Origin of the sequence: Acinetobacter sp. AOR01_HL (assembly GCF_027855455.1) — a bacterium.
Classification (GTDB): domain Bacteria; phylum Pseudomonadota; class Gammaproteobacteria; order Pseudomonadales; family Moraxellaceae; genus Acinetobacter; species Acinetobacter baumannii.
Window position 1 is genome coordinate 171,530 of sequence record NZ_JAKTIM010000051.1, and the last position, 13,983, is coordinate 185,512.

General features: G+C 40.0%; 12 protein-coding genes and 1 riboswitch. Of the genes, 10 read left to right on the plus strand and 2 right to left on the minus strand.

Annotated elements, in window-relative coordinates; translation table 11 throughout:
• Positions 1 to 7: 7 nt before the first annotated feature.
• Positions 8 to 204, plus strand: a riboswitch (yybP-ykoY riboswitch).
• Positions 205 to 219: 15 nt separating this feature from the next.
• Entirely contained in the window at positions 220 to 795 is a 576-nt protein-coding gene (locus tag MKL62_RS16200; protein WP_001154984.1) for a TMEM165/GDT1 family protein, read from the plus strand.
• Positions 796 to 854: 59 nt separating this feature from the next.
• On the opposite strand, the gene MKL62_RS16205 is transcribed toward MKL62_RS16200, so the two are convergent.
• Complete coding sequence (locus MKL62_RS16205) at positions 855 to 3,002, minus strand: TonB-dependent siderophore receptor (protein WP_030423581.1); 2,148 nt, start codon at positions 3,000 to 3,002, stop codon at positions 855 to 857.
• Between the two features lie 228 nt (positions 3,003 to 3,230).
• On the opposite strand from MKL62_RS16205, the gene MKL62_RS16210 reads away from it, so the two are divergent.
• The 6 genes from MKL62_RS16210 (at position 3,231) to recJ (ending at position 9,942) form a co-directional block, all read left to right on the plus strand.
• Positions 3,231 to 4,028, plus strand: a complete 798-nt coding sequence (locus tag MKL62_RS16210; protein WP_000505322.1) for an oxygen-binding di-iron domain-containing protein — start codon at positions 3,231 to 3,233, stop codon at positions 4,026 to 4,028.
• Positions 4,029 to 4,119: 91 nt separating this feature from the next.
• Positions 4,120 to 4,485 carry a YkgJ family cysteine cluster protein gene (locus MKL62_RS16215; RefSeq protein ID WP_000952249.1) on the plus strand — a complete coding sequence of 122 codons (366 nt, stop codon included), beginning with the start codon at positions 4,120 to 4,122 and terminating at the stop codon, positions 4,483 to 4,485.
• 135 nt (positions 4,486 to 4,620) lie between these two features.
• Positions 4,621 to 6,087 (plus strand): IMP dehydrogenase, encoded by a 1,467-nt coding sequence (gene guaB / locus MKL62_RS16220; protein WP_000956023.1) that lies wholly within the window; start codon positions 4,621 to 4,623, stop codon positions 6,085 to 6,087.
• A 149-nt stretch (positions 6,088 to 6,236) separates the two neighbouring features.
• Positions 6,237 to 7,574: a phosphoglucosamine mutase gene (gene glmM, locus MKL62_RS16225; RefSeq protein WP_030423580.1), complete on the plus strand. Its 1,338-nt coding sequence runs from the start codon at positions 6,237 to 6,239 to the stop codon at positions 7,572 to 7,574.
• Between the two features lie 10 nt (positions 7,575 to 7,584).
• Entirely contained in the window at positions 7,585 to 8,241 is a 657-nt protein-coding gene (pdxH, locus tag MKL62_RS16230; protein ID WP_001286115.1) for a pyridoxamine 5'-phosphate oxidase, read from the plus strand.
• The gene (recJ, locus tag MKL62_RS16235) at positions 8,242 to 9,942 is read left to right on the plus strand and encodes a single-stranded-DNA-specific exonuclease RecJ (protein WP_000161620.1); all 1,701 of its coding nucleotides are present in this window, start codon (positions 8,242 to 8,244) and stop codon (positions 9,940 to 9,942) included.
• A 43-nt stretch (positions 9,943 to 9,985) separates the two neighbouring features.
• Here recJ and MKL62_RS16240 read toward each other — a convergent pair whose 3' ends face one another.
• Positions 9,986 to 10,753 carry a putative porin gene (locus MKL62_RS16240; protein WP_005127842.1) on the minus strand — a complete coding sequence of 256 codons (768 nt, stop codon included), beginning with the start codon at positions 10,751 to 10,753 and terminating at the stop codon, positions 9,986 to 9,988.
• 392 nt (positions 10,754 to 11,145) lie between these two features.
• On the opposite strand from MKL62_RS16240, the gene prfB reads away from it, so the two are divergent.
• The 3 genes from prfB (at position 11,146) to MKL62_RS16255 (ending at position 13,830) form a co-directional block, all read left to right on the plus strand.
• A protein-coding gene (gene prfB, locus MKL62_RS16245; RefSeq protein ID WP_096640204.1) for a peptide chain release factor 2 occupies positions 11,146 to 12,241 on the plus strand; the annotation gives its coding sequence in 2 pieces (ribosomal slippage) (positions 11,146 to 11,217 and positions 11,219 to 12,241; 1,095 coding nt in all).
• A gap of 199 nt (positions 12,242 to 12,440) precedes the next feature.
• On the plus strand, positions 12,441 to 12,743 hold the full coding sequence (locus MKL62_RS16250; protein ID WP_000350419.1) for an ArsR/SmtB family transcription factor: 303 nt from the start codon (positions 12,441 to 12,443) through the stop codon (positions 12,741 to 12,743).
• A 28-nt stretch (positions 12,744 to 12,771) separates the two neighbouring features.
• Positions 12,772 to 13,830: an alkene reductase gene (locus MKL62_RS16255; RefSeq protein WP_000819048.1), complete on the plus strand. Its 1,059-nt coding sequence runs from the start codon at positions 12,772 to 12,774 to the stop codon at positions 13,828 to 13,830.
• The last annotated feature ends 153 nt before the right edge of the window (positions 13,831 to 13,983 follow it).

The window sequence follows — 13,983 nt, forward strand, 5'->3', positions numbered from 1 at the left end:
AATAAGCCCATACTTCATTGGGGAGTAGCCGCTATTCACAGCAAATGTGAATAGGTGATGGTCAACATAATTGTTCAACAGAACATGGTCATCATAGCTTAAACGTCTCATCGTTCCTGAGTTGGCAAGACCTTTGATTTACCACTCTGCAATCATTTTATGATATTTGGCTAGCAGGAGGGGTAGGTCATAGGCATTTATGCTAGCCAGAGAACCGACATGCAAGAATTTCTGATTTCTACCTCGATTGTTGCCCTCGCTGAAATGGGCGATAAAACTCAATTGTTGGCACTTTTATTATCTGCACGTTTTCGTAAGCCAATCCCTATTTTAATCGCGATTCTTTTAGCAACTTTAATTAACCATGGTATTTCTGCTGTGCTTGGGCAGTGGATTACAACGGTTTTAAGCCCTGAAATCTTAGTCTGGGTACTTGCGGTTGGTTTCATTGGTATGGCGTTCTGGATGCTTATTCCGGATGAGCTTGATGATGAAACAGCGAGTATTAATAAATGGCAAAAGTTTGGTGTTTTTGGCGCAACTTTTATTTTGTTTTTCTTGGCGGAAATTGGTGATAAGACCCAAATTGCAACAGTCGCTTTAGCTGCACGTTATGACAGCATTTTCTGGGTAATGTTAGGCACAACTTTAGGAATGATGATTGCCAATGCACCTGCTGTATTTATTGGCAATAAGTTGGCTGAACGTTTGTCTATTGCGCTCATTCATAAAATTGGCGCCGCTATTTTCTTCATTGTAGGTGTTTCTACGCTCGTACAGCATTATTTCTTCTAACGCATTTTAAGCTGCGAAAAAAACGCACTCGAATGGAGTGCGTTTTTTTATAGGTAATTTTAATAGTTAAATTTCACAGTAAAGTTAATTTGGCGTGGATTGCCTAGAGTTACCAAATTTTCGTTGAGAGCACCTGTATAGTAATCTTTATCAAATAAATTACGAATCGCAAGTTGGGCACCCCAACGCTCAGCATCATAACCCGCTTCGGTATCAAATACTGTATAGCCCGGAACATGCACATCTAAACCATCAACGGTTTTATAAGTTTCACCTCGGAAACCACCACCTACATACCAACCAAGTTTTGATGATGGATCAAATTTGTAACGAGCTGACAAGCTATAAGCGTGTTCAGGAATATTGTCGAGCGCTTTCCCTACATTGCTTGCATTTGCATCTTTACTAATTTCTGCATCAATTGTGTAGGTATATGCAGCCGTTAATTTTAATCCTTCTAAAATTTCTGCACTAAGTTCAGTTTCAATACCGCGAGTTAACTGTTCACCACGTTGTACTTTATAGCCACTATTCGCAGTATCAGTAACCAAAACATTCTGACGTTTTAGATCATACCAAGCGATAGCACCTTGAATTCGTTGATCGGGACTTTGTAATTTCATCCCGACCTCAACCTGTTTTCCTTTTTCTGGCTTAAATGGGTTGCTATTTACATCAGTACCACTATTTGGGGTAAATGAAGTAGCGTAGCTCACATAAGGTGCCACAATGTCATTGAGGGTATACATGACAGAAGCACTGCCCGTAAATGCATTATCTGATTGTTTACTCGCATTGCCAGTTACTAAACTTGTAGTTTGGGTTTGTGCCCAATCTTGACGTCCTGATAAGCTTAAAAGTAATTGATCATTAAGCTGAATACGGTCGCGTAAATAAAGCCCCAGATATTTGAGACGGTTGATATCACGTACATTTTGCTTCAATGTCACGTTCTGACCATAGACAGGGTCATAGATATTTAAATTACCAATATTATATTTATCATTGGTGTAATCACTTTTTTCCTGAAAAGCATCAACTCCAATATTAACGTCATGTTGCATGCCATATAGATCAAATTGTTTATTTAAACGGTTATCAATGGCGAAACTTAGGTTATCAATAATTTGGTGACGGCTGTTATTTGCTCGATTTATTGTTGTGTAAGTTGAGTCAGCCCAAAACTTTTTAGTTTGAGCAAAGACTGCTTGGCCATCCATTTCAGTTTTTTGTACGGCAAAATTCTGGTTAAGGTTCCAGCCATTATCAAAAGTATGTTTAAACGTATAACCAGTGCGATAAACATCTGCCTCATATTTACCGAAATTAGGATCGCCAATATATAAACTACGATCTATAGGTCCATTAGGGTTGTCTTTTAATGTACCAATTACAGGTAAACCTTGCTGACGAATATATTCACGGTGTTGATAGCTTGCGATTACAGAGAGGTCAGTGTTATCACCGAGGTCAAAATTATAAGAAGGCGAGATATAAAAATTTTTAAAATAAACATAATCGGTCGGATCATCTTGATCAGAGATACGTCCATTTAAACGGAAAGCACCTTTTTCACTATTGTTTGGGCTGTAGTTTAAATCAAATGTTCCTTCTTTAAGGCTGTAACTACCATAAGTCATGCTAGCACGTGCAAAGCTTTCTGCTTCCGGTCTTTTAGTCACTAAATTGACCATACCACCCGGAGCAACTAAACCGAAATTAATAGAAGCAGGACCTTTTAAAATTTGTACCTGATCCATTCCCGAAATTTCAGCAGCTACAGAAGGGGTAGGAGAACTTTGCCCAATTCTTAAACCATCGACATAAACCGAATCAGAAGAAGTTTGGCCTCGAATAATAAAGTCGTCCCAACCGCGGCGACCAAGTTTCCCAGCTTCTACACCTGCGACCCCTTCAAGCGCATCCGTAAGAGTTCTTGCTTGTTTTTGGTCAAGTTGTTCACGGGTGACGACAGAAACTGATTGAGCAGTTTTAAATAGAGATGCATCTGATTTTAAAGCTGAGTTTGCTTTTGTTGCGATATAAGAAGTGGGGTTTTCTTTTTGTGCTTGAATAGAAATAGTGGGTAACACATTGGTTGAATTTTGCTGTTCTGCCGTTTCTTCAGCATGACTTGTTGTCATTGAAGTAAAAATAGCAACTGCTAACAAAGTTTTTGAAGTTGAAAAAGTAAAGCGGTGAGTCATGGGAGGCCTAAACAGCACAAAAAGTAAATTTGATAATGAGAATTATTTTAATTTATTGCAGTTTAATTTTAAATAACATTATGATTCATTTATAAAATAAGAAAAGCAAAATCAATTTTAAAATATTATGAGAAAAATAGAGTAATTCATTGCATGAGTTATTGAATCCCATTATTTTATTATGGAAATAAAAATATCTAATATTTAAAGTTTTTTTTGGGGAATTTTATGGGGTTTGAAAAAACAACATCACAGATATTATTTGATAATGGCGTACACAAATGTATTAGTTTTACCAGTTTGGTCAAAGGGGAAGGTATACAAGCCAATCAATTTTTAATTATTGATCATGAGCGTGCTGCCGTGATCGACCCGGGTGGTGATTTGACCTATGTTCCGCTGACAATGGAACTTAATAAATATACGCGCCTTAAAAATCTTGATTATGTGATGGCTTCGCATCAGGATCCAGACATTATCACTTCAATGCCCCGCTGGTTGGTTTATACCGATGCTAAAGTGGTGGCCTCAAAATTATGGGCACGTTTTTTACCTCACTTAAATTCATCATTTATGAGTGAGCGTATGAAAGGGAATTGGGAAGACCGTCTGATTGAGCTGCCCGATCGTGGTCAAGTGATTCAATTAGGTGAATCGAAACTTGTAATCGTTCCAGCGCATTTTCTACATTCGGTGGGTAATTTTCAGTTTTATGATCCCGTTGCTAAAATTTTATTTTCGGGCGATATGGGAGCATCTATTGTAGATGATGCAAGTCAGCCTCTAAAAGATTTTGATAGCCACGTGATGAAAATGAAAGCTTTTCATCAACGTTATATGTGTTCAAATAAAGTCATTCGCTTATGGGTCAACATGGTCCGTCAGATGGATATTGAAATGATTGTCCCTCAGCACGGTAGTCCATTTATTGGTAAAGAGATGATTAATCAGTTTTTAGACTGGATTGAAACATTGCCATGCGGTGTAGATTTAATGACAGAACAAATTTTTAGCTGTCCAACATAAAAAATAATATTCGACATATTGAGTCCAATTTGAAATTTTTTTAGGATTTCGCGTCGCAGAAAAATTTTTGATGACGAGAATTTGAATAAAAATGTTATCTCAAGTTGCGACTCCAGATGAATGCCTACGCTGTGGGGCATGTTGTGCACATTTTCGGGTTTCATTTTACTGGGCTGAGGCCGAGTTAATGGAAGAACATCTAGTTGAACCTTTGACACCTGTCTATTCATGTATGCGTGGAACTAATCAGCCTGAGCCCCGATGTCAGGCTTTGACGGGTGAAATTGGTAAAGAGGTGGGTTGTTCCATCTATGCGGTGCGTAGTTCTACCTGTAGAGAAGTGCAGATTGCTGATGAGCAGTGTAATAAAGCTCGTTTAGCGCACCAGCTTATTCCTCTTATTCAAGTTAGCCCGGCAGATTCAGAGAATGATCACGACTATGATCAGGTGAGCTAAATATAAGCTAACACAATAATAAGTGGGAAATATTTAGAGTAGGCGAATATCTATTGCTGAAAAAGGCAAAGATAATATGAAAATTGCATCGAAATTTGTTTATAATAGCTCACGGAATTTACCAGTGAGATTGTTATGCTGACCATCGTTCAAGAAGCGCTAACCTTCGATGATGTCTTATTACTTCCTGCCTACTCTACTGTTCTCCCAAAAGATGTCTCTCTAAAGACACGTTTAACTCGCGGCATTTATTTAAATATCCCATTAGTTTCAGCTGCAATGGATACAGTGACTGAGTCACGTATGGCGATTGCAATGGCGCAAAATGGTGGTATCGGGATTTTGCACAAAAACATGGATATTGCTGCTCAAGCTGCAGAAGTACGCCGTGTGAAAAAATTCGAAGCGGGTATGGTGAAAGACCCTATCACTGTAAGCCCTGAAACTACAGTACGTGAACTGATTGCAATTACCTCTGCTAATAACATTAGTGGTGTACCTGTTGTTAAAGACGGCAAGGTTGTTGGTATTGTGACAGGCCGTGATACGCGTTTTGAAACCAATTTAGAACAACCTGTTAGCAACATCATGACAGGCCAAGATCGTTTAGTCACTGTACGTGAAGGCGAGTCTAAAGAAAATATTCAAGCATTATTGCAAAAACACCGTATTGAAAAAGTCTTGGTCGTTGGCGAGAGCAACGAACTTAAAGGCTTAATTACAGTGACTGACTTCCGCAAAGCTGAGAGTTATCCAAACAGTTGTAAAGATGATCTTGGTCGTTTACGTGTTGGTGCTGCGGTAGGTACAGGTGCTGATACACCAAGTCGTGTGGAAGCATTGGTTGAAGCTGGTGTTGACGTCATTGTTGTTGATACAGCACATGGCCACTCTGCTGGTGTAATTGAACGTGTACGTTGGGTGAAACAAAACTTCCCTCAAGTACAAGTGATTGGTGGCAACATTGCAACTGGTGATGCTGCATTAGCATTATTAGATGCAGGTGCAGATGCTGTAAAAGTGGGTATTGGTCCTGGTTCTATCTGTACAACACGTATTGTGGCTGGTATCGGTATGCCACAAATTTCTGCAATTGACAGCGTTGCTAGTGCACTAAAAGATCAAATTCCTTTAATTGCAGATGGCGGTATCCGCTTCTCTGGCGATATGGCAAAAGCGATCGGTGCGGGTGCAAGTACGATCATGGTTGGTTCATTACTTGCAGGTACTGAAGAAGCGCCGGGCGAAGTTGAGTTTTTCCAAGGTCGTTACTACAAAGCATATCGTGGTATGGGTTCATTAGGTGCAATGGCGGGAGCAACTGGTTCTGCTGATCGTTATTTCCAAGATTCAAAAGCGGGTGCTGAGAAGTTAGTACCAGAAGGAATCGAAGGCCGCGTTCCATATAAAGGCCCAATGGGTAACATCGTTCATCAAATGATGGGTGGTTTACGTTCATCGATGGGTTATACAGGTTCAGCTGTGATTGAAGATCTTCGCCAAAATGCGAAATTTGTGAAAATTACTTCAGCAGGCATGTCTGAGTCACATGTTCATGATGTAACGATTACTAAAGAAGCTCCGAACTATCGTGTTGGTTAGATTTTGGTAACCAAAACAATCAAGAAAGCCGTCAGTACACTGACGGCTTTTTGTTTTTGGTGTAAAGTAAATCCGATGAAAAGAGATATGGCGGAATAGCCATATATGAAATGAGCCACGGCTGAAGTGGCGTAAAAATGAGATAAGCTATGAGTTATTTTGGAACGGATGGTATTCGTGGAAAATTTGGGCAAATGCCGATTACGCCAGAGTTTGCTTTAAAACTCGGTTTTGCTGCAGGGAAGGTATTAAAACGAACGAGTCCGAAAAATAAACCACTTGTTGTATTAGGAAAAGATACTCGTTTATCCGGTTATATTTTAGAGTCTGCTTTGCAGGCGGGATTAAATGCTGCTGGTGTATATGTTCACTTACTTGGACCATTACCGACACCAGCTATTGCACATCTTACCCGTGCCTTACATGCACATGCAGGGATTGTTATTTCTGCATCACATAACCCATATTTTGATAACGGGATTAAGTTCTTCTCAAGTGAAGGTAAAAAATTACCAGATTCATTGCAGGAAGAAATTAATAAAGAATTAGAAAAAGATTTATTTATCGAAGACACTGCAAACTTAGGTAAAAGTGTTCGTGTGACCGATGCAAATGGTCGTTATATCGAATTTTGTAAATCTACATTCCCATATCATTTTGATTTAAATAATTTAAAAATTGTTGTGGATTGTGCTCACGGCGCTGCTTACAGCGTTGGCCCTTCAGTTTTCCGTGAACTCGGCGCTAAAGTTGTCGCTTTATACAATGAGCCAGATGGTTTAAATATTAATGAAAACTGTGGTTCAACTCATCCAGAGAGCTTACAAAAAGCGGTTGTGGAACATGGGGCTGACTTAGGTATTGCCTTTGATGGTGATGCTGACCGTGTAGTGATGGTTGATAAGTTCGGTAACTTAATTGACGGTGACCACATCTTATATATTTTAGCGACTCAGGCAAAAAACAAGCCAGCAGGTGTTGTTGGTACGTTAATGAGTAACATGGCACTTGAAGTGGCACTTGAAAAAGCAAATGTTGGCTTTGTCCGTGCAAAAGTCGGTGACCGTTATGTGTTACAAGCCCTAGAAGAAAACGGATGGGTAACAGGTGGTGAGCCTTCTGGTCATATTCTGACTTTAGACAAGAGCACAACAGGTGATGCGATTATTGCAGCATTACAAGTGTTAACCGTGATGGTTGAGCAGAACAAAGCGCTGCACGAATTGGTTCACGACTTTAAATTGTACCCACAAGTTCTTGTAAATGTACGTTTGGAACAAATGCTTGATCCATATTCTATTCCTGCATTAGTTGCTGAGTTCAATAAAGCTGAAGAGCAGCTCAAAGGACGTGGACGTATTTTAATTCGTAAGTCTGGAACTGAGCCAGTCATTCGTGTCATGGTTGAAGGTGATAACGAGCAAGAAGTGAAAACTTTAGCTGAACATTTAGCAAATGCAGTTCGTTCACAGGCACAAGTCGCATAAGGTGTATGGCATGAGTGATGTCATTAAAGACTTAAGTGAATTGCGCTTAAGCTATGAACAAGGTGAGTTGTACGAGACTCAAGTTGCTAGCAATCCCCACGAGCAATTTCTAGGTTGGTTTAATCATGCTTTAGCAGCTAACTTGCATGAACCGTATGCAATGTCATTAGCAACTGCGAGTGCTAGTGGTCGTCCGCATGTCAGAACTGTGTTGTTACGCGGTGCGACAGAAGCAGGTTATGATTTCTATACCAACTATGACAGTCAAAAAGGTATAGATTTGGCAGAAAATCCATATGCTGAATTGTTATTTTATTGGCCAAGTCTAGAGCGTCAGGTACGAGTAGGTGGGCATGTTGTAAAAATTCCTGAACAGGAATCTACAGACTACTATCATAAACGTCCACGTGATAGCCAGATTGCAGCTCATATCAGTACTCCTCAAAGTGGCAAAATTGAAAGTCGCGAATTGTTACAACAGCGTTTTCAAGACTTGCAACAACAAGTTCAAAGCCGTGAAGTACTCGATAAGCCGGAGTTCTGGGGCGGATATCGTCTACAGCCGGATTATTATGAGTTCTGGCAAGGGCGACCAAATCGTTTACATGACCGCTTGAGTTATGAAAAAATCGACGGTCAATGGACGTTGCACCGACTGATGCCTTAAATGACAAAAATACAAATTAAACAAAGACCTTTATTGACACGCCCTGAACAGTTTCAGGGCGTGCCTCCGTTTATTGCCGAAATTTTGGCAAGACGGGGCGTACAATCCGAGCAAGAACTAGAGTTAAAGCTTAAGAATTTATTGGCCCCTGAACTCAAAGGGTTGGACGCTGCTGTAGCATTAATGGATCAAGCCATCGATGAGCAGAAAAAAATAGTTATTGTGGGGGACTATGATGCTGATGGCGCAACCAGCACTGCTTTAATGATGCTCGTGCTTCGCGATATGGGAGCACAAGTCGACTATTTGGTACCGGATCGTTTTAAATACGGTTATGGACTTACTCCTGCCATTGCTGAGCTTGCTCATCACACCTATCAACCCGATCTATTAATTACGGTAGATAATGGTATTTCTAGTCATGCTGGTGTTGATGCAGCACATGCTCTAGGCATGCAAGTGATTATTACTGATCATCACTTAACGACTAAAGAAACACCACTTGCAGAAGCAGTGGTTAATCCAAATCAATTAGGCTGTGAGTTTCCAAGTAAAGCACTGGCAGGTGTGGGCGTCGCTTTTTATGTACTTGCCAATTTGGCGAGCCTACGCAATAGACAAGGCAAAAGCACAAGTAAAGTGACTCAATATTTAGATTTAGTCGCTTTAGGAACTTATGCTGATGTTGCTGTCCTAGATTATAACAACCGTATTTTGGTCGATGCAGGTGTAAAACGTATTCAGCAACATCAGTGTCGAGTGGGAATCTTAGCCTTACTCGATATTGCTGGTCGGGAAGCTACTTCAATACGTGCCCAAGATTTAGGTTTTGTGCTTGGACCGCGCATTAATGCTGCTGGACGTATGGAGAGTATGCGTATTGGGATCGAGTGTCTATTGGCCGAGACAATGGAAACTGCATACCCCATTGCTCAGCAATTAAATCAGTTAAATATCGATCGCCGTCAAATTGAAGGAGAGATGAAGCAACAAGCTTTATCTGCTTTAGACAGTTTACAACTCTCACAACAAGATATTCCGGCGGCGCTTGTTCTGTTTGAAGAAAACTGGCACCAAGGTGTAATCGGGATTGTCGCGGGACGTTTAAAAGAACAGTTTCATCGCCCAACGATTGTGTTTGCTCCAGATGAAGATGGTATTCATATTAAAGGCTCAGCACGTTCCATTGATGGGGTGCATATTCGAGATACCATTGAACAAGTTGCCGAACAACATCCTGAGCTGGTGAGTCATTTTGGTGGACATGCGGCAGCGGCAGGCTTAACGATTCGTAAAGAAAACTTTGAAGCTTTTAAAACCGTATTTAATGATTGTGTAGCTGCTATGGATGAATCAATCTTTCAAGCGACATTATGGACCGATGGTGAGCTACCTGTCTCTGCTTTGCAATTAGATACCTTAAACTGGATTGAGCAATTAGGTCCGTGGGGACAAAAATTTCCACTGCCTCAATTTGAAGGACATTTTAAAGTTATCGATTTTCGTTGGCTCAAAGAGACACATTTAAAGCTTAGATTAGCGATAGACCAATATAGTTTCGATGCTATTGCTTTTAATGCGGCAGGTCGCTTCGAGTTTGATCCGATGCGTGACCATGTGCATTTGGTTTATGAAATAGACCGTAATGTCTTTAATGGTAATGTGAGCTTACAGCTACGCATTGTGCATTTAAATCAATAAAAAAATCCGCTCAATTGAGCGGATTTTTTTAATCTAGGTTAGATTAGAAGCGGTATGCTGCACGAACACCATAAGTGTTGTCGTTATCACCGAATCCAACACGACCTTCAACACTTACTTGCTGATTTAAGAATTTTTTAGCATTGATACCAAATTCATCTTTATCAGTTAAGTCGTTGTTGTAGTAGTCCACACCTAAACTTAAAGTTTTATCCATGTAGTAGTCACCACGAACTTTATATTCGTCAAGGTCACCAAACGCACCATAAGCTTCAAGGTTTACGTCATGTTGACCAACTTGGGTTACATACTTAGCACGAACGGTAGGATCTGCACCGTCTTTACCGTCTTTCTCGTCGTAACCTTTAACACCTAGAGCAAGTAATAAACCAGGAGCTGGTAAATAACCTACTTCTGCAGCATAAGTAGTCACTTTACTGTCGATATTAGTGTTGTCGATTTCACGTTCGTTTCTGCCTACATCACCGCTAAGGTAAAAGTCAGAGTTAGGAACGAAGTACTCAACGCCTACGCCATATTGAGTGTCTTTTGTGCCGCTGTTATCGCCATAGTTAACATGTGCGTTAACGTTACTTGCACGGTTTAAGAATGCTGCTTCTGCAAGCGGTGCATTACGTGTTTGAACAGGGTTGAAATAATAAGTCCCATCAACACCGAATTTGCTTACGCTGCTGCCGTTATCTGGATCAAGATAATTGTAAGAACCACCAACTTCAGCTTGGTAAGCGTTTGCTGCGCCACTTACTGCAAGAGCAGATAAAAGAGCTGATGCAATTGCTAGTTTTTTCATGGAATCTCTCCCCTCTAAAAACGATTTTATAAATGTTTTGTTACAACTTTCAGTCTAGAGCAAAATCATTCACCGTCAATCTTGTCCAAGTAACTGGACTGTAACCATGTGCTTTTTATGTAACTATATTTAATTTAATATATTGATTTTAAATAATAAAAAAACAATGTTTTATTTTATTAAAAATGAGGAGATTTTGTGTAGAAACTTAAAAATGCTGGAAAAGTACCCAATTTTGTATGGGGATGTTACGAGTTAAGCTTAAAATCTACTGAAAGAAAATTAGCAAACTTATTCAATGAAATAAGAGTTAGCGATTAAAGCAGGTTCGAAGATAACCGTAGCTATGATAAAATATTCGACTGTTTATCTGCTTTTATGGGAACACTCGCGTGGAAATTAATCCTTATCTAAACCAATTGAAAGACTTAACTGATCGTAGCCAAACACTACGGGGGTATCTTTGACTACGATCTAAAAAAAGAACGTTTAGAAGAAGTTTTACGTGAGTTAGAAGACCCTGCGATCTGGAATGATCAAAACCGTGCTCAGGCAATGGCGAAAGAAAAGGGCGAACTAGAAAACGTTATTAATGTATTAGATGGCTTATCTACACAGCTTGAAGATGCAAAAGCAATGTTGGATTTGGCTGTAGAAGCTGATGATGAAAGCTTGCTTGAAGATGTTCAGTCTGAACTGAGTACTGCTGAAGAAGAATTAGCAAAACTTGAATTCCGCCGTATGTTTAGCAATCCAATGGACCCGAATCCTTGCTATGTCGAGATTCAGGCGGGTTCAGGTGGTACAGAAGCACAAGATTGGGCTTCAATGCTATTACGTATGTATATGCGCTGGATTGAACGTCATGGTTTTAAAGCAGAACTTATGGAAGTCTCTGACGGTGACGTCGCAGGTATCAAATCTGCAACAATTCGTGTTGAAGGTGAATATGCGTATGGTTGGTTACGTACAGAATCTGGTGTACATCGTTTAGTACGTAAATCACCATTTGACAGTGGTAACCGTCGTCATACTTCTTTCTCTGCGGTATTTATTTCTCCAGAAGTTGATGACAATATCGAAATTGATATTAATCCTTCAGATGTTCGTACTGATACTTACCGTGCATCTGGTGCAGGTGGTCAGCACATTAACAAAACCGATTCGGCAGTACGTTTGACGCATATTCCGACTGGTATTGTAGTGGCATGTCAGAACCAGCGTTCACAGCATGCGAACCGTGATCATGCATGGAAACAGTTACGTGCAAAATTGTATGAATTAGAAATGCAAAAACGTAATGAAGCCGCTCAAGCACTTGAAGACTCGAAGTCTGATATTGGTTGGGGTAGCCAAATTCGTTCTTATGTACTTGATGACTCTCGAATCAAGGATTTACGTACGGGTGTTGAAAATTCAAATACTGGTGCGGTTCTTGATGGTGACCTTGATCGTTTTATTGAAGCGAGTTTAAAACAGGGGTTATAAGAGTCTTTTGAACTTTTAATTCTCTATAACTCTTAAATTTTTAGCGATTAAAACGGCAAAGCAGTTCAGTGTTTGGAAGTTAATCGGAAAAATACGATATGAATATCGAAAAAAATAGATATGAATATCGTCAAAATACGATATTATGTTTCCGAAATGCTGAACAAAGCTTTGTTCGTTTACAAGACGTGTTGAGCCTATGGATATTGATGCAATTAGCAAAGCCCTAGCCAATCCTCTGCGTCGGCAGATTCTGCAATGGTTAAAAGAACCGGAGCATTATTTACCGGTAGAAGAGTGTGGTGGTAGTTTTGAAAAAGGGGTTTGCGCAGGTCATATTGAACGTTTGGGTAAAGTAGCTCAGTCTACGATGTCCAATCATTTGTCTGTATTACAGCAGGCGGGTCTCATTCAGGTCCAAAAATATGGACAATGGTCTTATTTTTCACGTAACGAAGCTTTGATTCAGCAATATATCGAACATTTAAAACAAACACTTTAAAACAAATAAAGTGTAAGTCGAGGCGATCATGGCTGAACTCAATACTCCCTTAACAGTTGGTGATTTTGAAATTAAAAATCGACTGGTAATGGCCCCATTAACACGTGCGCGTAGTGGCGAAAGCCGTGTTCCAAACGATTTAATGGTGGAATATTATCAGCAACGTGCAAATGCTGGTCTCATTCTCACTGAAGCAACAGTGATTGGTTCAAAAACCGTAGGTTATGCAGATACTCCGGGACTATGGTCACAAGAGCAAGCACAAGCATGGAATAAGATTATTGAAGCAGTTCATGCTCAAGGTTCAAAAATTGTAGTTCAACTGTGGCATGTGGGTCGTATTTCACATCCAGAGCTTTTAGATGGCGATATTCCTGTTGCACCGAGTGCGATTCAACCTGCGGGTGAAGTAAGTTTATTACGCCCTAAACGTCCATATGTAACGCCACGTGCGCTTTCAATTGAAGAAATTCAGGAAATTGTTGCTCAATATAAGCATTCAGCTGAATTGGCTAAAGCAGCAGGTTTTGATGGCGTTGAGCTACATGCAGCAAATGGTTATTTAATTGACCAGTTCCTTCAAAGTAATACTAACCAGCGTGATGATGAGTATGGTGGTCCGGTTGAAAACCGCGCTCGCTTGTTATTAGAAGTAGTTGATGCCTTTATTGAAGTGTGGGGCGCTGGCCGAGTAGGTGTGCATATTGCACCGCGTGGCGACTCGCATGATATGGGTGATGAAAACCCGCTAGCAACATTTGGTTATGTGGTTGAACAACTCAGCCAACGTAATGTGGCTTTCATTTTCTCTCGTGAATATGAAGCAGCTGATAGTATTAGCCCACAATTACGTAAAAAATTTAATGGTGTATGGATTGCCAATGAAAATCTGACACCAGAGTCAGCAAAACGTATCTTGCGTGAAGGTCAAGCAGATGCTGTATCTTTTGGTAAAGCATATATCGCTAATCCAGATCTTTTACAGCGTTTAGAACAAGGCTTACCATTAAATGAACTTCAACCAACGACTTTATATGCTAAAGGCGCTGAAGGATATACAGACTATCCGGCTTTAGAAGCTTCATAAGTTCATAATATTATTTAAATTTACTATATACTGAACTTGCTCTTTTGTGAGTTCAGTAAATAACTTTTCTTGTATATGGTAGAGTTTAGGTATCGAAACTCTGCCATTTTTTTTATCTATGTTATATTTTCCGCAGTTTTTGAATTTTGACTA

Coding starts and splice junctions, on each gene's coding strand:
- MKL62_RS16205 (WP_030423581.1), bottom strand. CDS start 3,002: ATGACTCACCGCTTTACTTTTTCAACTTCAAAAACTTTGTTAGCAGTT.
- glmM (WP_030423580.1), top strand. CDS start 6,237: ATGAGTTATTTTGGAACGGATGGTATTCGTGGAAAATTTGGGCAAATG.
- guaB (WP_000956023.1), top strand. CDS start 4,621: ATGCTGACCATCGTTCAAGAAGCGCTAACCTTCGATGATGTCTTATTA.
- MKL62_RS16210 (WP_000505322.1), top strand. CDS start 3,231: ATGGGGTTTGAAAAAACAACATCACAGATATTATTTGATAATGGCGTA.
- MKL62_RS16255 (WP_000819048.1), top strand. CDS start 12,772: ATGGCTGAACTCAATACTCCCTTAACAGTTGGTGATTTTGAAATTAAA.
- MKL62_RS16200 (WP_001154984.1), top strand. CDS start 220: ATGCAAGAATTTCTGATTTCTACCTCGATTGTTGCCCTCGCTGAAATG.
- MKL62_RS16250 (WP_000350419.1), top strand. CDS start 12,441: ATGGATATTGATGCAATTAGCAAAGCCCTAGCCAATCCTCTGCGTCGG.
- recJ (WP_000161620.1), top strand. CDS start 8,242: ATGACAAAAATACAAATTAAACAAAGACCTTTATTGACACGCCCTGAA.
- pdxH (WP_001286115.1), top strand. CDS start 7,585: ATGAGTGATGTCATTAAAGACTTAAGTGAATTGCGCTTAAGCTATGAA.
- MKL62_RS16240 (WP_005127842.1), bottom strand. CDS start 10,753: ATGAAAAAACTAGCAATTGCATCAGCTCTTTTATCTGCTCTTGCAGTA.
- MKL62_RS16215 (WP_000952249.1), top strand. CDS start 4,120: ATGTTATCTCAAGTTGCGACTCCAGATGAATGCCTACGCTGTGGGGCA.